A 25,269-nucleotide genomic window follows, 5' to 3' on the forward strand; every position below is an offset into this window, starting at 1 on the left:
CCCTGACGACAAGCGAGTGAACATGATCCAAGGGGGAGCGCGGGGCTTCAAACGCCCGGCTCTGATCGCGGTCGTGACGGTGCTGGCCCTCGGGCTGAGCGCTTGCAGCGACAAGGGAAGCTCGACCGGCCAGCAGGGCAGCCAGCCGGGCGCCGGCGACATCGCGGGCCTGCCGGTCACGCATTTCGAGAGCGGGCTCAAGCCGAACGCGCCGAAGCCGGACCTGCAGGTCCGCAACGAGGACGGCTCCGAAGACGACCAGCTCGCCATCGCCGCGATCGCCGACGCACAGGCCTACTGGACCGAGGTCATGCCGCGCGATTTCGGGCAGCCGTACGAGCCGCTGAAGGCGCTCCTGTCCTACAGCGCGAAGACCGACGACGAAGAGACCGAATGCGGGAGCGTCAAGAAGCTCGTCAACGCGTTCTACTGCCCGCCGGGTGACCTGGTGGCGTGGGACCGGGGCGTGCTGCTGCCGATGCTGCGCGAGCGGTTCGGGAAGATGGCGGGCGCCGTCGTGCTCGCGCACGAACTCGGGCACGCCGTGCAGTACCGGCTCGGCGAGAAGGCCAGCATCAAGAAGAACACCCCGTCGATCGTCAAGGAGCAGCAGGCCGACTGCTTCGCCGGCGGCTACTTCCGCTGGGTCGCCGAGGACAAGAGCAAGTACTACCGGGTCTCGACGTCCGAAGGCCTCAACCAGGTCATGGCGTCGCTCTTCCTGATCCGCGACCAGGCGGGCACCAGCGCGACCAAGCAGGGCGCGCACGGCACGGCGTTCGACCGCACGTACGCGTTCCAGGTCGGGTTCGAGAAGGGCCCGAAGGAATGCGCCGCGATGAACGAGGAGAACATCAAGGCGCGGATCACCGAGCGCCCGTTCGACAAGGGTGACAAGGGCAAGGGCGACGAGAAGCTCGACGCCGAGATCATCGGGATCCTGAAGAAGAGCCTCGACGAGGCCTTCAAGGGCGCGGGTGTCCCCGGCCCGGAGATCACCGAGGACGGCAACGGCAGCTGCCCCGGCGGCCCCAGCACCCCGCCCGCGTCGTACTGCCCGTCGAACAACACCGTCAGCATCGACATGGCCAAGCTGCGCGAACTCGCCCAGCCGGTCGATCAGCAGGCGGAATGGGAAAGCGGGCACAGCGAGGGCAAGGGCGACTTCGCCGCGTTCTCGGAAATCGCGTCCCGGTACGCGATGGGCATCCAGAAGGGTGTCGGCGCGTCGATCGACAACGCGAACGCCGGACTGCGCACCGCCTGCCTGGTCGGCGCGTGGGCGAAGGCCAGCACCGTGCCCGGCGCGACGTTGCGGCTCTCTTCCGGTGACCTCGACGAGGCCATCTCGGATCTGCTGAGCCCGGAGAGCCTGGTCTCGGCCGACGTCAACGGCAAGCGCGTGGACAACGGTTTCGAGCGGCTCGAGGCGCTGCGGAAGGGCTACCTGGAGAGCTCGTCGGTGTGCTCGACCCAGTACGGCTGATCGGTCCGGTCATCGCTCCCTGAAGTGCTATGAACGGTCCGTTCCTTGCAAAATTTGCAAGGAACGGACCGTTCATGGCGTTCGGGGTTGCGGACCGTCTCCACCGACGGGACCGGAGCGCCACGGCCCGGCCCGAGTGTCATGAAAGGGCCGTTCAGGACATATTCCGTCCTGAACGGCCCTTTCATGACATAGCGAGAGGGTCCGCGACGCGCCCGAAAGCTTAGTAAAGAGCGCTCGCCAGATCCCGCCGCGCCTTCATGACGCGCTCGTCCGCCGAGTCGAACAGTTCGAACAGCGCCACCAGGTGCTCCCGCACCTTGTTGCGGTCGTCGCCCGCCGTCCGCCGCACGACGGCGATCAGCCGCGCGAAGCCCGCTTCGGGCTGCTGCCCCGCGACTTCGAGGTCGGCGGCGGCGAGCTGCGGGTCGAGGTCGGCCGGGTCGGCGTCGGCCTTCGCGATCGCGTCCGGGCCGGCGGCCTCGGCGCGCGCGGTGAACTTGACCTGCGCGAGCGCGGTCTTGGCCTCCTCGTTCGCCGGTTCGACGTCGAGGATGCGCTCGTAGGCCGCCTGCGCCGCGGCGAAGTCACCGCGTTCGAAGGCCTCCTCGGCCTCGGTGAACCGCGGGTCCTCCGGCACCTCGACACCGCCGCCGTTCTGCTCGGCCGCCTTGATGCCGGGAAGCCGGTCGCGCAGGGCGTCGAGCAGCGAACCGAGCCACTTGCGGATCTCGGGTTCGGGCAGGGCGCCCGAGAACGCGTCGACCGGCTGGCCGCCGCCGATGGCGATGACCGTCGGGATCGACTGCGCGCCGAAGAGCTGCGCGATGCGCGGGTTGGCGTCGACGTCCACCTTCGCGAGCACCCAGGCGCCACCGGACTCGGCGGCGAGGCGTTCCAGCACCGGGCTGAGCTGTTTGCACGGGCCGCACCATTCGGCCCACAGGTCGACGACCACCAGCTGCTGCAAGGAGCGTTCGACGACCTCCGTCTGGAAGGTCGCCTCGGTGACGTCGATCACGGCACCACCCGCGGCGGGGGCGGCACCGTCCGCCGGACGAGGTGGGGCAGGAGGCTGTTTCTGGGGCGCCTCGGCACGCGCCTTGAGCGCGGAAAGGTCGACCGCGCCGGAAAGCGCGGCGGAGAGGGCCGCCGTCTTCGATGCTGATCCGCGTGGGTGTGTCACGGGTTCCATCCTGGCACGCATCCCCGAGCGTTTCACCGCATGCCCCCGGCTGCCCGCTTGGCAGGACGTCGGTGTTCCGGCAGGCTCGCCACGAGGGGGTGATCGACATTCCGACCCGCAGGACGGCCACCGTGGCCGTCGCGATCAGCATCGCCATCGTCTGGGTGAGCGTCATCACGGTCCTCATCGCCCACCAGCCCGACCCCGGTGTCGCCAGTCCCGGGCAGCTCCGGGAAGACCTCACCGCCGCACTCAACGAGCACGACGTCGAGGCCCTCTCCGAACTCATCGACTACCCGCCCGCTTCGGCGGGCGACTTCGCGAAGTCCTATATCGACACGCTGGCGGGCCGCGGCGCCCACGACGTCACAGTGAAGTTCGCGCCGGACGATCTCGCGCCGACGTCGGCCACCGTCAGCGGGAAGCTCGCCGACGGCCGCTCCTTCGGCTATCCGCTCGCCATCGCGGTCAAGGACAAGCTGTGGCTGGTCTCGTTCACCCCGCCACTCCCCTGACTCAGTCGCTCAGGTGCTTCTCGACGCGCTCCACCTTCGCGGTCAACTGGCCTTCGTACCCCGGCCGGATGTCGGCCTTGAGCACCAGCCCGACCCGTGACGAGCCCTCGCCCGCCGCCTCGACGGCCCGCTTCACGACGTCCATGACCTCATCCCACGAGCCCTCGATGTTCGTGAACATCGCGTTGGTGGAGTTGGGCAAGCCGGACTCGCGGACCACTTTCACCGCGCGGGCGACGGCCTCGCTGACCCCGCCGTCCTCCTCGGCCGCGGACGGGCTGACACTGAATGCCACGATCATCTTCTGCTCCTCGTTCAGACGCTTTTCCCACGCATAACACCCGGTGGTGCGGCATGGCACGGGTACCCGCTGGTAACTTCGAGCGCCATGAGCCGTCCGTTGCCGTTCGACCCGATCGCCCGCGCGGCGCAGCTGTGGGAGGCCCGGATCGGGCCGTCCGAAACCATGGCCGCGGTGACCGGGATCATGCGCGTGCAACAGATCATCCAGTCCGCGGTGGACGGCGCGCTCAAACCGCACGGGCTGACCTTCGCCCGGTACGAGGCACTGGTCCTGCTGACCTTCGCCCGCGCGTCCCATCTGCCGATGCGTGTGATGGGCGAGCGCCTGCAACTGCATCCCACGAGCGTCACCAACATCGTCGACCGGCTGGAGAAGGACGGCTTGGTCAAACGCGTGCCGCATCCGACCGACCGCCGGACCACGCTGGTCGAGATCACCGACGAAGGGCGCACACGCCGCGAAGAGGCCACGAAGGCGGTCACCGAAATCGACTTCGGGCTGACCGGGCTCACCGGCAAGCAGACCGAGCAGCTGACCGACCTGCTCACGAAGGTCCGCAAGGCCACCGGCGACTTCACCGAATAACCCCCGAAGCGCGTGAAGGCCCCCTTCCCTCGGCTGAGCCGAGGGAAGGGGGCCTTCACGCGCTAAAGAATCAGACGGCGGCGGGTTCCGCGGACTTGGCCGCGAAGAGGCCGACACCACCGTGTGACAGCCGCTGCGGGCCGTCGAGCTTGCCGTTGCGCAGCGCCCAGGCCTCGAACAGCCAGGTGAACAGCGGCGGGATGCTGGACAGCAGCGCGAGGATCAGGGTCTTCGGGCGCCAGCCGAGCGGCTTCGCCACGGAGAGGGAGACCAGCACGTAGAGGACGAACACGACGCCGTGCACCATGCCGAGGACGGGAACGCCGCCCTCGCCGAGCTTGACGGCGTACTTGAGGAACATCCCGACCAGCAGCCCGGCCCACGAGAGGGCTTCGGCTACCGCGGCCACGCGGAATACTAGAGCGGCCTTGCTGGACACTTTCTCCTCCTGTGGGGTCTCACCACTATGCGTATACACATGACTACGTCCGACGAGCACTGTCCAAGGCGGACTCGCCAAGAACGTCAACAGCGCTGTCGGACGTGGTAATACCAGTGTGAGGCGTGACGGCCCTCACCGGAACACCGGGGGTCGTGATGCTGCTCACGACCCCCGGTGCGAACCGGTCTAAACCACTCGGATCACCCCGCGCAGGGCGATTTCGGCGCGCCTTCCGGGCCGGTCGCCCAGGTGGCCTCGGCCACATCCCCGGTCAGCTTGAAGTCCAAAGTGGTCCCTCGGGTCAACTGTTCCAATCCGACATACGCCCGCTGCGAGCCCGATCCCAGCCCTTGGACGTACTGGAGCTTCGACCCGTCGGCGCCGTCGGCCTTGATCGTGATGTCGCGGCCGTTCTCCAAGTGCACCACCGACTTCTCGAACCGCGGTGCGTTCAGCAGGAACTGCCCGGTGCCCGGTACCGCCGGATACAGCCCCAGCGCGCTGAAGACGTACCACGCGGACATGGTCCCGAGGTCGTCGTTGCCGGTGACACCGTTGGGCGCGTTGGTGAACAACGTGTGCGCGGCGCGGACGACGGCGGGGGTCTTCCACGGCTGCCCGGTCAGCGTGTACATCCAGGGCGAGTGCAGATCCGGCTCGTTGTTCGGGTTGTAGCGGAACTGGTTGTAGTAGTTGTACGGGCCGACGACCCATTCCTCGCGCACGGTCTTCGCCGGATCCTTGAGCAGATCCCCGTAGGCGAAGAAATCGTCGAGCCGCTTGCCGACGTTCTCCTTGCCGCCCATCCGCTCGACGAGGCCGGGCACGTCCTGCTGGGTCAGCCACTGGTACTGCCACGACGTACCCTCGTGGAACCCGTCCGGGCTCTGCGGGGTGTACGGCTTGTCCGCCGGGCTGAACCATGCGCCGCCTTCGACCTTGGGCCGGTAGAACCCGGTGAAGCCGCGATCGGTCACCGAAGGATCCCACAGCGTGCGATAGCTGCGTCCCTTGTCGGACAGGGCTTTCGCGTCGTCCTTCTTGCCGAGAGCGGCGGCCATGATCGACAGCGAGCAGTCCGCGAGCGCGTACTCCAACGTGGCCGAAGCGCCGTGGTTCGGGTCGGTGTCCTGCCCCTTCTTCGGGAAGCCCTTGTCGTACTGGACGAAGCCGTCCTTCTGGTAGCTCGCGTTCCCCGAGCGGCCCTGGAACGGCGAGGACGCGGGCGGGATCTCCCGCGTGTTCTGCAGAAGTGCCTGGTACGCCTTGAGCTCCTGCCCGGACAGCGCGCCGAAACGCCACAGGTCGACCAGGAACGGGGTGACCGGATCGCCGGTCATCGTGTTCGTCTCCTGGTTCGCGTACGCCCAGCGCGGCAGCCAGCCGCCCTGGTCGTGGATGGCGAGCACCGACTTCGCGACGTCCTTCGCCCGCGATGGACGCAGGAGGGCGAGCAACTGGTTCTGCGTTCGATAGGTGTCCCACAACGAGAAGAACTCGTAGTACGTCCAGCCCAGCGCGCGGTGGATCCGGTCGTCGAACCCGCGGTAGCGGCCGTCGGCGTCGTTGCCGGTCAGCGGCTGCAGCAGCGCGTGGTAGAGCGAGGTGTAGAACACCGTGCGGTCGTCCTTCGTACCGCCCTTGATGTCCACTGAGGACAGTTCCTTGCGCCAGGCGCGCTGGGCACCGTCGCGGACGGCGTCGAACGAACGCCCCTTCTCCGAGGCCAGGTTGAGCTTGGCGCCGGAAGCGTCCACATGGGAGATCGCCGTCGTCGCGGTGACCTGCCCGCCGCCGAAGGTCAGCCACGCGCCGCGCAGCCCTTCACCACCTGCGGACTCCTTCGAGCCCGGCGTGCCGCCCGTCGGCGACCAGGTACCGAAGGACTTGAACGGCTTGTCGAACGTCGTGGTGAACCAGGTCTTGTACGGCTTCCCGCCACAGAAGGCCTGCGACTCCACCATTCCTTCGACCGTCCGGTCGCCCACGACGCGGATCTGGCTCGCCGTCACCGGTTCCTTGTCGTTGGCCTGCCCGACGTTGACGAAAACGTTCGCGTCGCCCGATTTCGCGAAGGTGTACCGCTCGACACCGGTCCTCGTGGTCGCGGTGGTCTCCGCGTCGACGCCGCCGTAGCCGGTGAGCCGCACCTTGTAGTAGCCGGGCTTCCCGATCTCGCCCTCGTGCGTGTACGGCGAGGCGTACTTCTTGTGGTCGAACGTCCCGGGTTTCGTCGTGTCGAACGCCGCGCCGGGCCCGACCGCGCCGGTGGTGGGCAGGGTCGACACGAGGCCGCCCTGCTCCCAGCAGCCCGCCCCGGACAGGAAGAAGTGCCCGAAGCCGCGGATCGCGGTGTCGTCGTAGCGATAGCCGGCGTAATGCGAGGAAATCGGGCTGACCTGCGTCATCCCGAACGGGGCCGAAGCGCCGGGGAAGGTGTTGCCGTCGTCCTTGGTGCCGATGAAGGTGTTGACCGCGTCCACGGGGTCGCCGCCGGGCGCCGCCGCCGCGACGGGCGTGAGAAGCCCGGCGGGAACGACCAGCGCGGTGAGCAACCCGGCGACGCGGGTCGAGGTGCGTGCAGGCATGGGAAAGGCCGCCTCCTGACAACGTTGTCGCTGCCTGCTCACCTTCGACAAGAACAGACCACCTGGTCAAGAGGTCCGCCAAACCCTGTCCGATTCAGGACAGCGACCCGGAGGGCCGTAACGGTTCGAACTCGGAAAGCGGACCGAGGACGAACCGGGCATTGACACGGCGGCGTCGCTGGCGTTCAATTCCCGCCACTATGACAACGTTGTCTTCCAGCGGACCGGACAACGGCCACCGCACCACCGGCCGCCGGGCCACGATGAGTGACGTGGCCCGGCTCGCGGGCGTGAGCATCAAGACCGTCTCGCGAGTAGTGAACGACGAGCCCGCCGTCCATCCGGACACGGCGGAGCGCGTCATGGCGGCGATCGAGCAGCTCGGGTTCCGGCGCAACCTCGGCGCGCGGAACCTGCGGCGCGGCTCGACGACCGGGACGATCGGCCTGATCGTCGAGGATGTCGGAAACCCCTTCTACTCCGAGCTCAACCGGGCCGTGGAACGCATCGCGACCTCGTTCGGCCGCCAGGTGCTGACCGGTTCCTCGGAGGAGAATTCCGACCGCGAGCGCGAACTCGTCCTGGAGTTCTGCTCCCGCCGGGTGGACGGCATCCTCGTCGTCCCCGCCGGAATGCAGCACGGCTACCTGGTCCCCGAGATGCGCGCGGGCACGCCCGTCGTGTTCCTCGACCGGCCCGCCGGCGACATCATGGCCGACACGGTGCTGGTCGACAACATCGGCGGCACCGTCGAAGCGGTCGCCCACCTGGCGAAACACGGCCACCGCCGGATCGCGTTCCTCGCCGACAGTCCCGACATCTTCACCGCGGGCGAACGCCTGCGCGGGTTCCGGGAAGGCTGCCTGCGCAACGGGATCCCCTTCGACGACGGCCTCGTCGTGATGCGGACGCCGACCGCCGAGAGCGTCGGCGACGCCGTGAAACGGCTGCTCACCGGGGCGAACCCGGCCACCGCCGTGGTCGCGGGCAACAACCGGGTCGCCGTGCACCTGCTGCGCGCGCTGGCCCACGCCGAGCGGCGGCCCGCGATGATCAGCTTCGACGACTTCGAACTGGCGGATCTGCTGGATCCGCCGGTCTCCGTGATCGCGCACGACGTGAGCGCGCTGGGCCGGGCGGCCGCGGAACTGCTGTTCGCCCGGGTCCAGGGAGATCAATCCGCACCGAGAAAGGTAGTTCTGCCCGTGCATCTCGTAGCCCGCGGTTCCGGGGAGGTCGCGCCTTCATGAGCGGCCACCTCGAACCGATCCGCCTGCCGGCGAACCAGCCGCCGCAGTTCTACCGCGGCGGCGACGCCATCGCCGCGTTGCGGGGCGCTTCGTCGGAGTCCAAGTACGGCCCGGAAGACTGGGTCGGCTCGGCCACCACGATGTTCGGCCAGGAGACCAACGGCCTGACCAAGCTGCCCGACGGGGTTTGGCTGCGCGACGCCGTCCGCGAGAACCCGGCCGCCTGGCTCGGCGCCAAGCACGTCGAAGCGCTCGGCGATTCGACCGGCCTGCTGGTGAAGCTGCTCGACGCGGGCCAGCGCCTGCCCGTGCACTTCCACCCGTCGGACTCGTTCGCGAAGCGGCATTTCGACTCGCACTTCGGCAAGACCGAGGCGTGGATCGTGGTCGGCACCTACGGCGACGACCCGCGCGTCTACCCCGGCTTCAAGGAGACCGTCGACAAGGCGACGGTCAACGAATGGGCCCGCACCCAGGACGCGCCCGCCATGCTCGGGGCGCTGAACAGCGTCGCGGTCACCCCCGGCGACACGGTCTACATCCCGGCGGGCCTGCCGCACGCGATCGGCGAAGGCGTGTTCGTCGTCGAACTCCAGCAGCCGACCGATTTCTCGCTGACCTTGGAATGGCGCGACTTCCTGGCGAACCCGGAGAAGGCGCACCTCGGGATCGGCTTCGAGACCGCCATCGAAACGCTGGACACCTCCGGCTGGGACGAAGAACGGCTCGGCTCGATCGTCAAGCGCACCGCCGGCGACGAAGCGTCCACTGTGGACCTGCTCGCCGACGGCAGTGACGCGTTCTTCCGCGCCGACCAGCTCCGTCCCGCCGTTTCCGGTAGGTCGACAACGTTGTCACTCGACCCGTCGTTCGCGGTACTGGTCGTCATGGACGGCGCGGGCACACTCCGCACCGAGCACGGCGGCGAGTACGCGCTGCGCAAGGGCGAGACCTACGTGGTCCCGCACGACGCCGGTCAATCCACTGTGGAGGGTGAGCTCACGGTCATCCGCTGCCGGCCGCCCGCACCCGAGAAGAGGGGGCGATCGTGAGCGAACTCCTGCTCGACGCACAGAACATCGTCAAGCGCTACGGCTCGGTGGAGGCGCTGCGCGGCGCTTCCTTCCAGGCGCGCGCCGGTGAGGTCACCGCGCTGATCGGCGACAACGGCGCCGGGAAGTCCACTTTGGTCAAATGCCTGTCCGGCGCCGAGCAGCCGACGTCGGGAAAGATCCTGCTCGACGGCTCCGAGGTGGTGCTCGACTCCCCCACCACGGCACGGCGGTTGGGGATCGAGACGGTGTACCAGGACCTCGCGGTCGCACCGGAACTCGACCCGGCCGCGAACCTGTTCCTCGGCAGGGAGATCCACCGCAAGGGGATCCTCGGCAAGCTCGGCATGCTGGACAAGAAGGAGATGAAACGCCAGGCCGTGGAGGAGTTCCAGCGGCTCGGCGTGACCCTGCAGAGCACCGACGTCCCCATCGGCTCGCTTTCGGGCGGGCAGCGGCAAAGTGTCGCCGTCGCGCGGTCGGTCGTCTGGGCGTCGAAGGTCGTCTTCATGGACGAGCCGACGGCCGCGCTCGGTGTCGTGCAGCGCGAACGCGTGCTCGACGTGATCAAGAAGGTGCGCGACAAGGGCATCGCCGTCGTGCTGATCAGCCACAACATGCCGGAGGTGCTGTCGGTGTCCGACCGCATCGAGGTGCTGCGGCTCGGCAAGCGCGTCGCCCGGTTCACCGGCGCGGACACGAAACTGGAAGACCTGGTCGCCGCGATGACGGGCGCCCTCGTACAAGAGGAGGCGGCGTGACCGTGTCCACTCCGACGAAGAACGGCCCCGAGATCCAGACCACAGTGGACGGTGGCTTCGGCAAGCGCTCGATCGGGCAGCGGCTGATCGGAGCCAACACGTTCTGGATCGCGCTGGTGCTGCTGGCGCTGATCATCGTGTTCACCGCGATCGCGCCCGCCGAATTCGCGACGCTGTTCACCTTCCAGACGCTGCTCATCGAGACGTCGGTGCTGCTGGTTCTCTCGGTCGGCATGACGTTCGTGATCATCACCTCCGGGATCGACCTCTCGGTCGGTTCGGTGCTGATCTTCGCGGGCATGGTGGCGGGCAAGACGATGGAGGCGCTGAGCCCGGACGGTGACGCGACCAAGGCGGGCTGGGGCGTCATCACCGCCGGGCTCGTGGCGGCCGTCGTCGCGGGTACGATCTGGGGCCTGATCAACGGTTTCCTGATCGCGGTGGCGAACATCCCGCCGCTGATCGTCACGCTCGGCACGATGGGTGCCGCGCTCGGTGCCGCGTACTTGCTGAACAACGGGTCCGACGTGCGCAGCGTGCCGACCGAGCTCAACAAGACGCTCGGCTACGGGACGTCGTTCGGCGGCGTGCCGAACCTGGTGCTGGTCGCCGTGGTGATCACGCTGATCGGCGCATGGCTGTTGCACACCACCAAATTCGGCCGCTACACCTACGCCGTCGGCTCCAACGCCGAGGGCGCGCGGCGGGCGGGCATCGGGGTGACCGCGCATCTGCTGAAGGTGTACACGCTCACCGGTTTCCTCGCCGGTGTCGCCGGTTTCCTCTCGCTGGCGTACTACGCGTCGACGACGATTTCGGCGCACACCACCGACAACCTCAACGCCATCGCCGCCACGGTGATGGGCGGGACGAGTCTCTTCGGCGGTGTCGGTTCGGTGCTGGGCACGGTGATCGGCGTGTTCATCCCGGCCGTGCTGAAGAAGGGCTTCAACATCACGCAGGTCCAGGACTTCTGGCAGATGATCGCGGTCGGCGCGGTGCTGATCGCCGCGGTCTGGTTCGACCAGCGGCGCCGTCGTCGCCGCAACTCTCGCTGATCCCCTACGCACAAAGAGGTGCTATCCCCATGAAGAAGACCCTGCTCTTGACCGGCGCGGCCCTGTCCGCGGCTCTCCTGCTGACCGCCTGTGGTGGCGGGACCGTCGGCGAGGCGCCGTCGGGCGACTCCGGCGCCAAGACGAACAACAAGAAGCTGTCGCTCATCCCGGGCGTGCAGGCCGAGCCGTTCTACATCTCGATGCAGTGCGGCGCCGAGGCCGAGGCCAAGAAGGCGGGCTACGAGCTCACCACGCAGGCGCCGCAGAAGTTCGACGCGGCCATGCAGACCCAGCTCGTCAACGCACTGGGCTCCAACCCGCCCGCCGCGCTGCTCATCGCGCCGACCGACGCCCAGGCGATGCTCGCGCCGATCCAGCAGGTCAAGAACCGCGGCTCGAAGATCATCGAGGTCGACACCGCGCTGAAGGACACCAGTGTCGCGGAGTCGTCCATCTCGTCGGACAACGCCGAGGGCGGCAAGCTCGCCGCGAAGACCATGGCGGAACTGGCCGCGGGCAAGACCGGCTCGGTGCTGGTGCTCGACACCATCGCCGGCACCTCGACCACGAACACCCGCGCGAAGGGTTTCGAGGACGAGCTGAAGAACTACCCGAACCTGAAGTCGGCGGGGGTGCAGTTCACCCAGAACGAGCCCGACCAAGCCGCGTCCAAGGTGACCGCCGCGCTGGCGTCCACCCCGGACCTGATCGGCATCTTCGCGACCAACCTCAACACCGGTGAGGGCGCCGCGACCGGCCTGCGGAACGCGGGCAAGATCGGCGCGGTCAACCTGATCGGCTTCGACGCCTCGCCGTCGGAGATCGAGGGCCTGAAGAAGGGCGAGTACCAGGGCCTCATCGCGCAGGACCCGGCCGCCATCGGGCAGCAGGGCGTGCAGCAGGCCATCGCGGCGCTGGAGGGCAAGCCGGTGACGCGGAACCTGACCGCTTCGCTGCACTCGATCACCAAGGCGAACATGGACGCGAACGCGCAGTACTTCTACAAGCAGAGCTGCTGACGCGCTTTGGTGCTGCTATGAACGGTCCGTTCCTTGCAAATTTTGCAAGGAACGGACCGTTCATAGCGTTCGGGACCGCGGCTCACTCCCGCGGCTCGCCCAGCTTCCCTCGCGCGAGGCCGGATGTCATGAAAGGGCCGTTCAGGACATATTTCGTCCTGAACGGCCCTTTCATGACATCCGGAGCGCACTCACTCGGCGAACTCGACCACCCCAGCAGGCGCGAAGCGCGTCAGAGCCGCGTACAGCCGAGCACCCCCACCAAGGTGCCCCAGCGCGTACACGTACTCACCGTCCTCAAGCAGCACTTCGGGCCCCGACCCGCTCCAGTCGAGCCGGTAGTGCCACCAGTGCATCCACCGCCCCACCCGCCGCTTCTCCCGGTACACCCGCAGCCGCGTCACCTCGGTCCACCGGACCTCGAACACCCCCGGCACCGAGAACCCCACAGCGGAAATCACCAACGAACTCGCCGAGCGCCGCAGAGCGATCAGGATCAGCCCCGCGAAGGCCACGCTGAGCAGGCTGAACACCACCCCGGAAACCGAGCCGGAGAACAACGCCAGCACGACGGCAACCACGCCACCGGCGCCGAAGACCACGAAACCGACCATCGCGAACCGCCGCATCACGACGTCCAAGCGCATCATCACGGCATCACCGGGGACCATGCCCGGAGCGTAACCGGCGAAACCACGCACCGACGTTAGGATCTAGGCCCCGACGTCGTGGAGGAGGCCGGATGACCACCCGTCTGCCCTGGCGCCCCGCCGCGAGCGCGGATCCGGTGCCGGTGCTCGCCGCCGCCCAGCGCGTCTCCGACGATCTCATGGACGGCCTCGCCGGGCCCCGCGCCCGCCACGCGGCGCACGGCCTCCGGCGGCTGTTCGACGTTCCCGGCCTCGGGCTGACCGACCTCTCCGGCTCGCTGATCTGGTCGGGCAGACCGGCCGCCGACGACGTCGTGATCGCGGCGCTCGACGAGGTCCTCCACTCCGAGACGCCGGTGTCCGAGCCCGGGCTGCTGGCGCTGCCCCTGCACGTCCACGACGAACTGGCCGGCGTCCTCCTGGTCACCGAAACCACGAACGCGGTCGCCCGCCAGGCCGCCGAGCTGGTCGTCCACGCGCTCGAACGCGGCAGGCTGGAGGCCTCCGCCGAGCAGGCCGCGGAGGCGGAGCTGCGGGCACTGCGGGCCGAGATCTCGCCGCATTTCGTCTACAACGCGCTCACCGTGATCTCCTCACTGGTCCGCTCCGACCCGGACCGCGCCCGCGACCTGATGCTCGATTTCGCCGAGTACACGCGCTACAGCCTCGCGCGGCACGGCGAGTACACGATGGTCGCCGAGGAGTTCCGCGCCATCGAGACGTACTTGGCGTTGCAGCGTGCCGTGCTCGGCGAACGACTACGCGTTCAGGTGCGCGTCGCGCCGGAGGTGCTGGCCGTCGCGGTGCCGTACCTCGTGCTGGAACCGTTGGTGGAGAACGCGATCCGGCACGGGATCGAGCCACGCGCCGAGGCGGGGTTCATCCAGGTTCAGGGAATGGCGGAAGGGAACGACTGCGTGATCAGCGTCGAGGACGACGGTGTCGGCATGGACCCCGCCCGCGCGGCGGCGATCCTGGCCGGGCGTGGCGACGACGGCGGCGTCGGACTGGCCAATGTGGACAGGCGGCTGCGCAGCGTCTACGGGCCCTGGTACGGCCTGACGGTCGAGACCGAGACCGGCGCGGGCACCAGGGTCGTGGTGCGGGTGCCCCGATTCCAACCGGGGGTGCTGCCGTGACGAACGGGCTGCGGGTGCTGGCGGTCGACGACGTCCCGCCCGCCCTCGACGAGCTGTGCAGCCTGCTGCGCGAAGCCCCGGAAGTCGCCGAGGTGGTCGCCGCCGGTGACGCGGTCAACGCGCTCAAACTGTTGCAGGGCAGTCATTTCGACGCCGTTTTCCTCGACATCTCCATGCCCGGTCTCGACGGGCTCGAGCTCGCGTCCCTGCTGGCGCGGCTCAGCGAACCGCCGGTGATCGTGTTCGTCACCGCGCACGACGGGCACGCCGTGGCTGCGTACGGTATCGGCGCGGTCGACTACCTGCTCAAACCGGTCCGCGCGGAACGGCTGTCCGCCGCACTGTCCAAAGTGGTCCGGATGGCGGGCAACCAGCCCGACGAGCCGAAACCCGCGCCGGACGCGATGTCCGCGCTGCCGGTGGAATCCGGCGGGCGCACCCGCTACGTCCGGCGCGACGATGTCCAGTTCGTCGAGGCGCACGGCGATTACGTCCGGTTGCACACGAAATCCGGCGTGCATGTCACGCGGATGCCGATCTCCCGGCTCGAAGAGTATTGGGAGGGAACGGGATTCACCCGCGTGCATCGGGGATTCCTGCTCGCCGTGGACGCGGTGCTCGAACTGCGCAGCGACACCACCGGCGGGCTGCTGGCGCATACGGAGGCGGGTGACGTGCCGGTGAGCCGCCGCCACGCGCGCGACCTGCGGGACCGGCTGCTCGCCGCCGCGCAACGCGGCGAACTCGGCCGCGGCGGCCGCCCGTGAGCCGCGTCAAACGGGTCGCCGTCACCAGCCCGCAGACCCGCCTCGCACGATCGAGGCCCCGGGCACGCGGCCGCTGGCGCGTCCCCCGGCTGGCCGCGGGCGACGCCGAACGCGCGGACGCGCTGTACCGGGCCCAGCGCCGCCGCGGGCTCCCCGCGCTGGCCGGAATGTTCGGGCTGGTCTTCGGGCTCCCGCTGGTGTTCGGGTTGTTCCCCGGGCTGGATTCGGTGCGGCTGCTGGGTATCCCGCTGTCCTGGTTGATGATCGCGATCCTCCCGTACCCGGCGATGGCACTGCTGTCGTGGTGGCAACTGCGCCGGGCGGAAAAGATCGAGGACGACTAGTGGTCACGGCGCTTTCGGTGGCCCCGGTCGTGCTGGTCACCCTGCTGATCGGCTTGCGCGGGGTGGCCGCCATGCGCACGACGTCGGATTTCCTCGTCGCCTCGCGCCGGATCTCGCCGCTGGTCAACTCCGCCGCGGTCTCGGGCGAGTACCTTTCCGCGGCGTCGTTCCTCGGCGTGGCCGGGCTCGTGGTGAAGGACGGCATCGGCGCGCTCTGGTATCCGGTCGGCTTCACCGCCGGGTACATCGCGATGCTGGTGCTCGTCGCGGCGCCGATGCGGCGCTCCGGCGCGCTCACCGTCCCGGACTTCGCCGAAGCGCGGCTCGCCTCCCCCGCTCTGCGCCGCCTCGCCGCCGTGGTCGTCCTCGTGATCGGAACCCTTTACCTGGTACCGCAATTCCGGACCGCGGGGCTCGTGCTCACCGCCGTCGGCGGGACGCCGTACTGGGTCGGCGTCGTCATCGCGGGCACCGCCGTCAGCGCGACACTGGCGCTCGGCGGGATGCGCGCGGCGACCTACGTCCAGGCCTTCCAGTTCGTGCTGAAACTGCTGCTGTTCATCGTCCCCGCGATCTGGCTGGTCTCCCAGGTCTCCCCGGAACAGCGGTCGGCTTCGGTGCATCCGGTGGAATTCACCCACTTCGCCCGCGATACCCAGCTGTCCTTCGAGATCGACGTGACACTCACCCTTCGCGAGCCGACCACCTTGCTCACTCCGGAGAAGCATGTCGTGCCGCCGGGTGAGCTGGTCGCCAGGAGCGGCGAGACGCTGGAATTCGCCGAGGGCACACCGGTTCCCGCCGTCCGGGGCGGCGCCCCGCTGGGCGGGCCGGACTGGCAACGGCCGCTGCTCGACCTCGGCGACCAGGGCTACCCGCTGCTCGGCACGTGGGCGATCCTGATCGCCACCATGCTCGGCACGATGGGCCTGCCGCACGTTCTGATGCGCTTCCACACCAGCCCGGACGGCCGCGCCGCCCGCCGGACCGCGGCCATCACCGTCGCCCTGCTCGGCGTCTTCTACCTGTTCCCAGGGGTTTACGGCGTTTTCGGCCGGGTGCTGGTGCCCGAACTGTACGTCTCCGGTGCGACGGACACGGTCGTCGTCGCGCTGCCGGCGCAGATCGACGACGGCTGGGCGGGGTCGCTGTTCACCGGGTTGCTGACGGCGGGGGCGTTCGCCGCGTTCCTGGCGACGTCGCTCGGGCTGCTTCTGGTGATCTCCGGCGCGGTCGCGCACGACCTCGCGCCCGGCGGCCTGCGGAGGCTGCGGTGGTCAGTGCTCGGCGCGGCGGCGGTGATGGTCCTGCTCGCGCTGCCATCGGCCAGATTGGACGCGGGCGTCCTCGTCACCTGGGGTTTCACCGTGGCCGCGTCCACTTTCTGCCCGTTGCTGGTGCTCGGCATCTGGTGGAACCGGCTCACCGCCGCAGGCGCGATCAGCGGTGTGCTCGCCGGGCTCGTCGCGTCTTCGGGCTCGATCCTGGTGGCTCTTTTCGTGCCCAGCCTGAGCGGTCTGCCCGCGATCCTGGTGTCGCAGCCCGCTCCCTGGTCGGTTCCGCTGGCATTCGGAGTAATGATCGTGGTTTCCTGGCGGGGCAGGCCTCCAGCCTGGTCAACGGCAGCCATGCTGCGGCTGCATTTGGACGATCGCACAGCCGAAACCCCCTCGTCGTGGTCGGACTACCGTTCGTCGACCGTTCGTCGTCTCGGCAGGCGTTTGAACCGCTGAAGGTTCCGGTCTCCTTGACCTCTCCTTAACGTGTCGCGGAACACATTCGCGGTGCGAGGAGAGCACGATGAGTACCGAAACGAACGCTCCCAGTCCGCCGGAAACGGACTGGGACAAAGCCCATGACAGCGCGGAGTTCAAGGAACTGCGGGCTCGGTTGCGCCGGTTCGTCTTCCCCGTCTCGGCGTTGTTCCTTCTCTGGTACCTGCTCTACGTGCTGCTCGCCGACTACGCGCACGGCTTCATGAGCACGAAGCTGGTCGGCAACATCACCGTCGGCCTGGTCTTCGGGCTGCTGCAGTTCGTTTCGACGTTCGTGATCACGGGGCTCTACGTCCGCTACGCGAACAAGAAACTCGACCCCATCGCGGAGAAGATCCGCACGGACATCGAGAGTGAAGCCAAATGAACCTCGCCGCCGGAGTCGAGGGCAGCAGCCCCGTACTCAACATCACCATCTTCGGCCTGTTCGTGGTGGTCACGCTGTTCGTCGTGTTCCGGGCGAGCCGCAACACGAAGACGGCGTCGGACTACTACGCCGCCGGCCGCGCGTTCACCGGTCCGCAGAACGGCGTCGCCATCGCGGGCGACTACCTGTCCGCCGCGTCGTTCCTCGGGATCGCGGGCGCCATCGCCATCTACGGCTACGACGGTTTCCTTTACTCCATCGGCTTCCTGGTGGCGTGGCTGGTCGCCTTGCTGCTGGTCGCCGAACTGCTGCGCAACACCGGCAAGTTCACCATGGGCGACGTGCTGGCGTTCCGCATGAAGCAGCGCCCGGTGCGGGCCGCGGCGGCGACGTCCACCCTGGCCGTCTCGTTCTTCTACCTGCTCGCGCAGATGGCGGGTGCCGGTGGTCTCGTCGCGTTGCTGCTCGGGATCGAGAGCAAGGCGGGACAGGCCGCGATCATCGTGATCGTCGGCATCATCATGATCGCCTACGTGCTCATCGGCGGGATGAAGGGCACCACCTGGGTCCAGATCATCAAGGCGGCGCTGCTCATCGTCGGCGCGCTGGCGATGACGCTGTGGGTGCTGGGCATGTACGGCTTCAACCTTTCCGCGCTGCTGCAGGGCGCCGTGGACAAGGCGGGCAAGGCCGGTGAGGCACTGCTCGGGCCGGGCAACCAGTACGGCAAGACCGGCACGACGAAGCTCGACTTCCTGTCGCTGGGCATCGCGCTGGTGCTCGGTACCGCGGGCCTGCCGCACGTCCTGATGCGCTTCTACACCGTGCCGACGGCGAAGGAAGCCCGTCGTTCCGTGGTGTGGGCGATCGCCTTGATCGGCGTCTTCTACCTCTTCACCCTGGTGCTCGGCTACGGGGCGGGCGCGCTGGTCGGTGCGGACAAGATCAAGGCCGCGCCCGGTGGCGTGAACTCGGCGGCCCCGCTGCTGGCGCTGGAACTCGGTGGCCCGATCCTGCTGGGCCTGATCGCGGCGATCGCGTTCGCGACGATCCTCGCCGTGGTCGCGGGGCTGACGATCACCGCGTCGGCGTCGTTCGCGCACGACGTCTACGCCAGTGTGATCAAGAAGGGCAAGGCGAGCCCGGCCTCGGAGGTGAAGGTCGCCCGGATCACCGCGCTGGTGATCGGCGCGGTCGCGATCCTCGGTGGCATCCTCGCCAACGGGCAGAACATCGCGTTCCTGGTGGCACTCGCGTTCGCGGTGGCGGCGTCGGCGAACCTGCCGACCATCCTGTACTCGCTGTTCTGGAAGCGGTTCAACACCCAGGGCGCGCTGTGGAGCATCTACGGCGGTCTCGCGGTCTGCATCGTGCTGATCGTGTTCTCGCCCGCTGTCTCGGGGAAGCCTGTCGATCCGAAGACCGGCAAGAGCGCGTCGATGATCCAGGGTGTCGACTTCCACTGGTTCCCGCTGGACAACCCGGGTCTCGTCTCGATCCCCGTGGCGTTCTTCCTCGGCTGGCTCGGGACCGTGTTGTCCAAGGAGCACAACCAGAAGAAGTACGCCGAGATGGAGGTCCGGTCCCTCACCGGAGCGGGCGCCGAGAAGGCCGTCGCCCACTGATCGCCGGGACGGTGCGGCCGGCATCCAACGCCCCCGGCCGCACCGTCCCGGTTCCCATTTCCCTCAGTACGGCAGTTTCCCCGCCGTCAGTTCGGCCAGCTTCGCGCGGAGATCGGCCCTTGCCGACTTCCACAGCCCGGTGCCCAGCGAGATCCGCGCCACCCCCAGTGCGGCGAGCGCGGAGAGGTCGGGGCCCGAAGGCATCGGAGCGGCGTTGACCGCCCCCGGTGCCACCGCCTTCACGAACTCGCCCAGCACTTCCGGCGACTTCACCATGATCGGGTAGACGCAGTCCGCGCCGGCCTCCAGATACGCCTTGGCCCGCAAGATGGCGTCGCCCAGCACGGCCCGCTCGTCGGACGCGCCGAGGAAGACGTCGACGCGGGCGTTGATCACCAGCGCGTCCCCGGCGGCCTCGCGCAACTCCGCGACCCGTCCCGCCTGCGCTTCGAGCGGGAGCACCCCGCCCGAGGCGTGGTCGGTGTCCTCGTAGTTGCAGCCGACGGCGCCCACCTCGGCCAGCCTCGCCGCGAGTTCTCCCGCTCCGAGCCCGTATCCGCCTTCCGCGTCGACGGTCACCGGCACCGAGACCGCCCGCGCGATCCTCGCGGCCGCCGCGAACATCTCTTCGGCGGGCGCGTCCTCCCCGTCCTCGTACCCGAGGACCTTGGCCACGGCGAAGGAACTCGTCGCCACGACCGGGAACCCGGCGGCCTCCACGAGACGCGCGCTGTCTGCGTCCCACGCGTTCGGCAGGAGGAGCGGCTCGCCCGCGACGTGCAGCTCCCGCAGCCGCGCCGCGGTCATTCGGCGCGCTCGGGCAGCGGCGCGTGGCTGGTCACGCACATCCGGTTCCAGCTGTTGATCGCGATGGCCTCCCAGACGATCGCGCGGTACTGCTCCTCGGTGAAGACGCGGGTGGCCTCTTCGTAGACGTCGTCCGGGACGTCGTGCAGGGTCGCGACGTTCGTGATCGCCTCGGTGAGCGCGAGCGCGGCACGCTCCTGCTCGGTGAACAGTTCGGTCTCCCGCCAGCCCTGCAGCACGAACAGCCGTCGCGGCGACTCGCCCATCTGCAACGCGTCGTGGGAGTGCATGTCGAGGCAGAACGCGCAGTGGTTGATCTGCGAAGAGCGCATCTTCACCAGTTCGAGGATCTTCTGGTCGACACCGGCGTTGGCGGCGGACTTTTCGACTTCGGCCTGGAGCTTCGCCATGGCCTGGTAGATCTCGGGCACTCGTTTGCCCACGTGGATTCGCTCGGTCATGACTGTGAATCTAGCGGCGACTGGCCCACGAGTATGGTCCAGTGTCATGACAGATTCGTGGTCCAGTTCGGGAATAGACGTCCACCTGGACTGGCGTCCCGAAAGCGGCCGGACCGGGCTCGCGACGGCGATCCGCGCGGCCATCCGGGAAGGGCGCTGGCAGGCGGGGGCCGCGGTGCCCTCGACCAGGGCACTGGCGCAGGACCTCGGCGTCGCCAGGGGAACGGTCACCCGCGTCTACGCCGATCTCGCCGCCGAGGGCTACCTGCGGACTGCGCAGGGCGCGCCGACCCGCGTCGCGACGGCGGGCGCCCTGCCCGCGTCGGCGCCGAGGCCCGTCCCCCGCGACCCGGCGCCGCGCTGGGACCTGCGTCCCGGAAGGCCGAACCTGTCCGCGTTCCCCCGCGCCGCCTGGCTCGCGGCGACCCGGCGGGCGCTGCACCGGGCACCGATGACGGCGTTCGACTACACGGCCGAGTCGGGTGCGGCGGAACTGCGGGAGACGCTCGCCGCGTACCTCGCGCGCAGCCGCGGCGTGATCGCCGACCCCGCGAGGATCCTGGTGTGCTCCGGGTTCTCGCACGCGATCGCGATCCTGGCGCGGGTCCTGCACGCGCGCGGCGCGGACGAGATCGCGTTCGAGAACCCGTCGTTGCACATCTACCGGAACATCGCCGCCGCCAACGGTCCCCGCGTGGTCGGCGTCCCCGTCGACGACCACGGGATCACGGTGTCCTCTTTGGACAGCCCGGCGGTGGTGGTCACCCCGGCGCACCAGTACCCGCTGGGTGTCACGCTCGCTCCGGCGCGCCGGGCCGAACTCACCCGATGGGCGGAGGAGACCGGCGCCGTCGTCATCGAGGACGACTACGACGGCGAGTTCCGGTTCGACCACCAGCAGGTCGGCGCGTTGCAGGCGCTGGCGCCGGAACGGGTCGTGTACGTGGGCACGACGAGCAAGACGCTTGCGCCGTCGCTGCGCCTGGGATGGATGGTGCTGCCGCGATTCCTGGTCGAACCGGTGCGCGCGGCGCTGGCCGAGAGCGGGGCACGGCCCGCACTGCTGGATCAGCTGGCGATGGCCGAACTGATCGAATCCGGCGCGTACGACCAGCACATCCGCCGCTGCCGGATCGAGTACCGCTCCCGGCGGGACAAACTGCTCGCGGCCCTACCGGATTCCGTGCTGCCGCAAGGGATCTCCGCCGGGCTGCACTTGGTGCTCCAATTCCCCGGCGACCTTCCCCGGGAGATGGAGGTGCTGGCCGCCTGCCGCCGTCGCGCGATCGGGCTCGAAGGCCTCAGCGGCTACTGGATCGGCGAGCCGCAGCGCGAAGGGCTCATCATCGGGTACGGCGCCGCCGCGAAGCACGCTTTCGGCGGCGCCACCCAGGCCTTGCGCGAGGCCATCTTCGAAATCACCTGACTCCCGCATTTCGTCCTCTGAATGCGGTAGTTCGCACTGCCAACCACCGCATCCAGAGGACTAAATGCGTGGGGTCAGCAGAACCAGGCGCGGGCGCGGAGGATGTCGGTCTTCAGCATCGGGGCGCCGTCGACCGGGGCGGGGTTCTCCGGAGTCGGCTTGATGCCGCCGGCGGCGACGTCGTCGAGGGTCTCGAGACCTTCGTGACCGACGGTGCCGAAGATCGTGTAGTTCGGCCGCAGCGCGGAGTCGCCGTACACGACGAAGAACTGGCTCCCGTTCGTCGCCGGGCCCGCGTTGGCCATCGCGAGGACACCGCGCGAATACACCCTGCGCTCACCGGTCGGGTCGGTCGGCGCGGGCGGCAGGCCGACGGGCAGTTCGTCCTTATACTTGTAGCCGGGCCCGCCCTCGCCGGTGCCGCTCGGGTCACCGCACTGCAGCACCTTCAACGTCGGGTACGCGGTCAGCCGGTGACACGTCGTGCGGTCGTAGAAGCGGTGCTTCGCCAAGTGCAGGAAGCTCTGCACCGTGCAGGGCGCCTTCGCCCGATCGAGGGTCAGGTCGATCTTGCCCTGGTTGGTCTTCAGCTGCACCGGGACCTTGCCCCGGTCCGGCGTACGACGGGGGTCCGGCGGCAGCGGCACCGGGCGTGCGGCCGGCTCGTCCGGCGTCTGCGTGTACTGGCACGGCCCCTTCGTGACCTTCGGCGGCTCGCTTTCCGCCGACGCCGTTCCGGTGCCGGCCGCGAGCATCAGCCCGGCTCCCAGCACTGCCACAAAGACCTTCGCGATCCTCTGCACGGTTCCTGCCTCCCAGCCGTGGACGAAGAAGAGAGCATAGGGTGAATCCCCGGCGCTCACACAGGTCCGGAAGTAGGTCCGCGGTTAGGGTCGAAGCCGTGGAGATCGCCGAACGACACCAATGGCAGCTGAACGCCCTGACCTTCCTGTACGCGTACACGCAGTACGTCCTCGTGCACGAGCGGGTCATGGCGGGGCTGCCGCCGGAGAAGCCGGCCGAACTCGACAAACCGCGCATGCTCAGGCTCGCCAAGGTCGTCGACGACATGATCCTCGACTTCCGCAAGGAGGACGGGCTGAGCGACCTCGAACGGCGCCGCGTCATCCGCCTCGCCAGGGAGATCAAGTCGCACGTCCGGGAGAAGTGGCCGCCCCGCGAACCGACGCTGACCGAGTGGATCGCCTCGGCCGCGGCGCACTTCTACTGCGAGGAGCACATCAACAACGGCTACGTCCGGATGGGCCGCGTCTTCGATCCCGACATGGCGGACAGGTTCCTGGAGCGGGTCGAGTTCTGCCGGGGGCAGACCGTCACGATCACGAACTACGCCCACAAGGTGGCCGACGGCGAAGAGCTCACCTACGGCGAGACGAACCAGCTCGAAGTCTGGAAAGAGGACGCGATCGCCCATCTGGACAATCTCGACAGCGACTTCGGCGACATCAAGATGTACGTCGAATTCTGATCCTCACGAGCCGCGAAGGTCCGCGATGAGTTCTTCGGCCGCCGCGAACGGGTCGAGTTTCCGCGCGACCACGCGTTCGGCCAGTTCGGCGAGCCGGTCCCCGGAACGCAGGTCGACGAGTTCCGCGCGCAACCGTTGCACGGCGATCGCCTCGACCTCGTCCCGGGCCCGCGCCGCACGACGGCGGGGCAGTTCTTCGCGCCCGACCAGCCAATCGTGGTGTTCGTCCAACGCCTGGACGACGTCGTCGACGCCTTCGCCGCGCGAGGCCACCGTTCGCACGATCGGCTGACGCCAGCTCGGACCGCGGATCTCCCGGCGTACCAAGGAGATCATCTGCTTGAGGTCGTGCACGGTCGCGTCCGCGCCCTCGCGGTCGGCCTTGTTGACCACGAACACGTCCGCGATCTCCAGCACGCCCGCCTTGGCCGCCTGGATCCCGTCGCCCATTCCCGGCGCGAGCAGGACCACCGTGGTGTCGGCCAGTTTCACGACGTCCACTTCGGACTGACCGACGCCGACGGTCTCGATCAGCACGACGTCGAACCCGGCCGCGTCGAGCACCCGGACGGCCTGCGGCGTCGCCCACGACAGCCCGCCGAGGTGGCCGCGCGTGGCCATCGACCGGATGAACACGCCGGGATCGGTGGCGTGTTCGGTCATCCGGATCCGGTCGCCGAGCAGAGCGCCGCCGGAAAACGGCGACGACGGGTCGATCGCCAGCACGCCGACGCGCAGGCCCTTCGCCCGCAAGGCCGTGAGCAGCGCCGAAGTCGATGTCGACTTACCGACACCGGGCGGTCCGGTCAGGCCGACGACCCGCGCGTTGCCGGTGTGCGGCGTCAATTTCGCCGCGACTTCGGGCAACCGCGGATGGGCGTCCTCGACCAGCGACAGCAACCGGGCGATCGCGCGGGGGACGCCGTCCCGCGCGCGACCGACCAGTTCGTCGATGTCCAGCTGTACCGGCAAGGGCTTTACGGAACGCGGATGAGCAGCGCGTCGCCCTGGCCGCCACCACCGCAGAGGGCGGCCGCGCCGAGGCCGCCGCCACGACGGCGGAGTTCGTGGACCAGGTGCACGGCGAGCCGCGCGCCGGACGCGCCGATCGGGTGACCGAGGGCGATGGCGCCACCGTCGACGTTCACCTTCTCCGGGTCGAGCCCGAGCTTGTCGGCCGAGACCAGGCCGACGGCGGCGAAGGCCTCGTTGATCTCGACGAGGTCGAGCGCGTCCGCGGTCAGCTTCTCCTTGGCCAGCGCGGCCAGGATCGCGTTCGACGGCTGCTCGTGCAGGCTGGCGTCCGGACCGGCGACCACGCCGTGCGCGCCGATCTCGGCGAGCGGGGTGAGGCCCAGTTCCTCGGCCTTGGCCTTGCTCGCGACGATGACCGCGGCCGCGCCGTCGGAGATCTGCGACGCCGAACCGGCGGTGATGGTGCCATCGGAGGCGAAGGCGGGGCGCAGCTTCGCGAGGCCCTCGGCGGTGGTATCGGCGCGGACGCCCTCGTCCTGGGAGAAGACGACCGGGTCGCCCTTGCGCTGCGGGATCGACACCGGCGCGATCTCGGCGTCGAAGCGGCCCTCGGCGATGGCCGCGGCGGCACGCTGGTGCGACCGCGCGGAGAACTCGTCCTGCTGCTCGCGGGTGATCCCGTAGCGGCCGTTGTACTTCTCCGTCGAAGAGCCCATCGCCACCTGGTCGAAGGCGCAGAACAGACCGTCGTAGGCCATGTGGTCGACGAGCGTGGTGTCGCCGTACTTGAACCCGGCGCGGGACTTCGGCAGCAGATGCGGCGACTGGGTCATCGACTCCTGGCCACCGGCCACGATCAGGTCGAACTCACCCGCGCGGATGAGCTGGTCGGCCAGCGCGATGGCGTCGAGACCGGAGAGGCAGACCTTGTTGATGGTCAGCGCCGGGACGCTCATCGGGATACCGGCGGCGACCGCGGCCTGCCGGGCGGGGATCTGGCCCGCGCCCGCGGTGAGCACCTGGCCCATGATCGTGTACTGGACCGCGTCCGGCGAGACACCGGCCTGCTCCAGCGCGGCCTTGATGGCGAAGCCGCCGAGTTGCGCGCCCGAGAAATCCTTCAGGGAACCGAGCAATCGCCCGATCGGTGTACGGGCGGCACCCAGGATCACGGAACCGGACACGGCGTCCTCCAAGC

The 25,269-nt window shown here is 69.0% G+C and carries 26 protein-coding genes; 16 read left to right on the forward strand and 10 right to left on the reverse strand.

Going from position 1 to position 25,269, the window contains the following annotated elements; translation table 11 throughout:
- Positions 1-22 precede the first annotated feature (22 nt).
- Positions 23-1,486, forward strand: coding sequence for a neutral zinc metallopeptidase (locus tag DMC61_RS13200; RefSeq protein ID WP_370456404.1), 1,464 nt, complete (start codon positions 23-25; stop codon positions 1,484-1,486).
- 223 nt (positions 1,487-1,709) lie between these two features.
- On the opposite strand, the gene DMC61_RS13205 is transcribed toward DMC61_RS13200, so the two are convergent.
- Entirely contained in the window at positions 1,710-2,672 is a 963-nt protein-coding gene (locus tag DMC61_RS13205) for a tetratricopeptide repeat protein (RefSeq protein ID WP_125689531.1), read from the reverse strand.
- Positions 2,673-2,803: 131 nt separating this feature from the next.
- On the opposite strand from DMC61_RS13205, the gene DMC61_RS13210 reads away from it, so the two are divergent.
- On the forward strand, positions 2,804-3,187 hold the full coding sequence (locus tag DMC61_RS13210) for a hypothetical protein (protein WP_370456405.1): 384 nt from the start codon (positions 2,804-2,806) through the stop codon (positions 3,185-3,187).
- Position 3,188: 1 nt separating this feature from the next.
- Here DMC61_RS13210 and DMC61_RS13215 read toward each other — a convergent pair whose 3' ends face one another.
- Complete coding sequence (locus tag DMC61_RS13215) at positions 3,189-3,488, reverse strand: thiamine-binding protein (protein WP_016336630.1); 300 nt, start codon at positions 3,486-3,488, stop codon at positions 3,189-3,191.
- Positions 3,489-3,575: 87 nt separating this feature from the next.
- Between DMC61_RS13215 and DMC61_RS13220 the strand changes: the two genes are divergently transcribed.
- Positions 3,576-4,076: a MarR family winged helix-turn-helix transcriptional regulator gene (locus tag DMC61_RS13220; RefSeq protein WP_125689533.1), complete on the forward strand. Its 501-nt coding sequence runs from the start codon at positions 3,576-3,578 to the stop codon at positions 4,074-4,076.
- A gap of 70 nt (positions 4,077-4,146) precedes the next feature.
- On the opposite strand, the gene DMC61_RS13225 is transcribed toward DMC61_RS13220, so the two are convergent.
- Positions 4,147-4,515 (reverse strand): DUF3817 domain-containing protein, encoded by a 369-nt coding sequence (locus DMC61_RS13225; protein WP_125689534.1) that lies wholly within the window; start codon positions 4,513-4,515, stop codon positions 4,147-4,149.
- A gap of 203 nt (positions 4,516-4,718) precedes the next feature.
- Positions 4,719-7,106, reverse strand: a complete 2,388-nt coding sequence (locus tag DMC61_RS13230; protein WP_199749978.1) for a GH92 family glycosyl hydrolase — start codon at positions 7,104-7,106, stop codon at positions 4,719-4,721.
- 263 nt (positions 7,107-7,369) lie between these two features.
- Between DMC61_RS13230 and DMC61_RS13235 the strand changes: the two genes are divergently transcribed.
- From DMC61_RS13235 to DMC61_RS13255, 5 genes are read left to right on the forward strand one after another with little or no spacing between them, the layout of a single operon-like run.
- A complete protein-coding gene (locus DMC61_RS13235; RefSeq protein ID WP_125689939.1) occupies positions 7,370-8,356 on the forward strand; it encodes a LacI family DNA-binding transcriptional regulator in 987 nt (328 codons plus the stop codon).
- Entirely contained in the window at positions 8,353-9,408 is a 1,056-nt protein-coding gene (locus DMC61_RS13240) for a class I mannose-6-phosphate isomerase (protein ID WP_125689535.1), read from the forward strand. The genes DMC61_RS13235 and DMC61_RS13240 overlap by 4 nt, the downstream gene beginning before the upstream one ends.
- Positions 9,405-10,169, forward strand: a complete 765-nt coding sequence (locus tag DMC61_RS13245; RefSeq protein ID WP_125689536.1) for an ATP-binding cassette domain-containing protein — start codon at positions 9,405-9,407, stop codon at positions 10,167-10,169. Before DMC61_RS13240 ends, DMC61_RS13245 begins: the two co-directional genes overlap by 4 nt.
- Positions 10,166-11,227, forward strand: coding sequence for an ABC transporter permease (locus tag DMC61_RS13250; RefSeq protein ID WP_063272711.1), 1,062 nt, complete (start codon positions 10,166-10,168; stop codon positions 11,225-11,227). The genes DMC61_RS13245 and DMC61_RS13250 overlap by 4 nt, the downstream gene beginning before the upstream one ends.
- A gap of 29 nt (positions 11,228-11,256) precedes the next feature.
- The gene (locus tag DMC61_RS13255; RefSeq protein ID WP_072030507.1) at positions 11,257-12,246 is read left to right on the forward strand and encodes an ABC transporter substrate-binding protein; all 990 of its coding nucleotides are present in this window, start codon (positions 11,257-11,259) and stop codon (positions 12,244-12,246) included.
- A gap of 191 nt (positions 12,247-12,437) precedes the next feature.
- Here the strand turns inward: DMC61_RS13255 and DMC61_RS13260 are convergent, their stop codons facing one another.
- A complete protein-coding gene (locus tag DMC61_RS13260; protein WP_233594795.1) occupies positions 12,438-12,917 on the reverse strand; it encodes a hypothetical protein in 480 nt (159 codons plus the stop codon).
- A gap of 71 nt (positions 12,918-12,988) precedes the next feature.
- Here DMC61_RS13260 and DMC61_RS13265 point away from each other — a divergent pair, with 71 nt between their 5' ends.
- From DMC61_RS13265 to DMC61_RS13290, 6 genes are all read left to right on the forward strand, one after another.
- Positions 12,989-14,035: a sensor histidine kinase gene (locus DMC61_RS13265; RefSeq protein ID WP_199749979.1), complete on the forward strand. Its 1,047-nt coding sequence runs from the start codon at positions 12,989-12,991 to the stop codon at positions 14,033-14,035.
- Positions 14,032-14,802 carry a LytTR family DNA-binding domain-containing protein gene (locus tag DMC61_RS13270; RefSeq protein ID WP_125689538.1) on the forward strand — a complete coding sequence of 257 codons (771 nt, stop codon included), beginning with the start codon at positions 14,032-14,034 and terminating at the stop codon, positions 14,800-14,802. Before DMC61_RS13265 ends, DMC61_RS13270 begins: the two co-directional genes overlap by 4 nt.
- On the forward strand, positions 14,799-15,146 hold the full coding sequence (locus DMC61_RS13275; protein ID WP_125689539.1) for a hypothetical protein: 348 nt from the start codon (positions 14,799-14,801) through the stop codon (positions 15,144-15,146). Before DMC61_RS13270 ends, DMC61_RS13275 begins: the two co-directional genes overlap by 4 nt.
- The gene (locus DMC61_RS13280; RefSeq protein WP_125689540.1) at positions 15,146-16,879 is read left to right on the forward strand and encodes a cation acetate symporter; all 1,734 of its coding nucleotides are present in this window, start codon (positions 15,146-15,148) and stop codon (positions 16,877-16,879) included. The genes DMC61_RS13275 and DMC61_RS13280 overlap by 1 nt, the downstream gene beginning before the upstream one ends.
- A 67-nt stretch (positions 16,880-16,946) precedes the next feature.
- Positions 16,947-17,288: a DUF485 domain-containing protein gene (locus tag DMC61_RS13285; RefSeq protein WP_037341746.1), complete on the forward strand. Its 342-nt coding sequence runs from the start codon at positions 16,947-16,949 to the stop codon at positions 17,286-17,288.
- Entirely contained in the window at positions 17,285-18,913 is a 1,629-nt protein-coding gene (locus DMC61_RS13290) for a cation acetate symporter (RefSeq protein WP_125689541.1), read from the forward strand. Before DMC61_RS13285 ends, DMC61_RS13290 begins: the two co-directional genes overlap by 4 nt.
- Positions 18,914-18,976: 63 nt before the next feature.
- Here DMC61_RS13290 and DMC61_RS13295 read toward each other — a convergent pair whose 3' ends face one another.
- Positions 18,977-19,720 carry an isocitrate lyase/phosphoenolpyruvate mutase family protein gene (locus tag DMC61_RS13295; protein WP_125689542.1) on the reverse strand — a complete coding sequence of 248 codons (744 nt, stop codon included), beginning with the start codon at positions 19,718-19,720 and terminating at the stop codon, positions 18,977-18,979.
- Entirely contained in the window at positions 19,717-20,181 is a 465-nt protein-coding gene (locus tag DMC61_RS13300) for a carboxymuconolactone decarboxylase family protein (RefSeq protein ID WP_125689543.1), read from the reverse strand. Before DMC61_RS13300 ends, DMC61_RS13295 begins: the two co-directional genes overlap by 4 nt.
- A 46-nt stretch (positions 20,182-20,227) precedes the next feature.
- On the opposite strand from DMC61_RS13300, the gene DMC61_RS13305 reads away from it, so the two are divergent.
- Positions 20,228-21,607 carry a PLP-dependent aminotransferase family protein gene (locus DMC61_RS13305; RefSeq protein ID WP_125689544.1) on the forward strand — a complete coding sequence of 460 codons (1,380 nt, stop codon included), beginning with the start codon at positions 20,228-20,230 and terminating at the stop codon, positions 21,605-21,607.
- A 74-nt stretch (positions 21,608-21,681) separates the two neighbouring features.
- Here DMC61_RS13305 and DMC61_RS13310 read toward each other — a convergent pair whose 3' ends face one another.
- Positions 21,682-22,362 (reverse strand): peptidylprolyl isomerase, encoded by a 681-nt coding sequence (locus tag DMC61_RS13310; protein WP_125689942.1) that lies wholly within the window; start codon positions 22,360-22,362, stop codon positions 21,682-21,684.
- 146 nt (positions 22,363-22,508) lie between these two features.
- Here DMC61_RS13310 and DMC61_RS13315 point away from each other — a divergent pair, with 146 nt between their 5' ends.
- A complete protein-coding gene (locus tag DMC61_RS13315; RefSeq protein WP_125689545.1) occupies positions 22,509-23,096 on the forward strand; it encodes a hypothetical protein in 588 nt (195 codons plus the stop codon).
- A gap of 3 nt (positions 23,097-23,099) precedes the next feature.
- Here the strand turns inward: DMC61_RS13315 and meaB are convergent, their stop codons facing one another.
- Positions 23,100-24,068, reverse strand: coding sequence for a methylmalonyl Co-A mutase-associated GTPase MeaB (meaB, locus tag DMC61_RS13320; RefSeq protein WP_125689546.1), 969 nt, complete (start codon positions 24,066-24,068; stop codon positions 23,100-23,102).
- A gap of 5 nt (positions 24,069-24,073) precedes the next feature.
- Entirely contained in the window at positions 24,074-25,255 is a 1,182-nt protein-coding gene (locus DMC61_RS13325; protein WP_125689547.1) for an acetyl-CoA C-acetyltransferase, read from the reverse strand.
- Positions 25,256-25,269: the final 14 nt, after the last annotated feature.

Origin of the sequence: Amycolatopsis sp. WAC 04169, from assembly GCF_003947535.1 — a bacterium.
GTDB lineage: Bacteria > Actinomycetota > Actinomycetes > Mycobacteriales > Pseudonocardiaceae > Amycolatopsis > Amycolatopsis keratiniphila.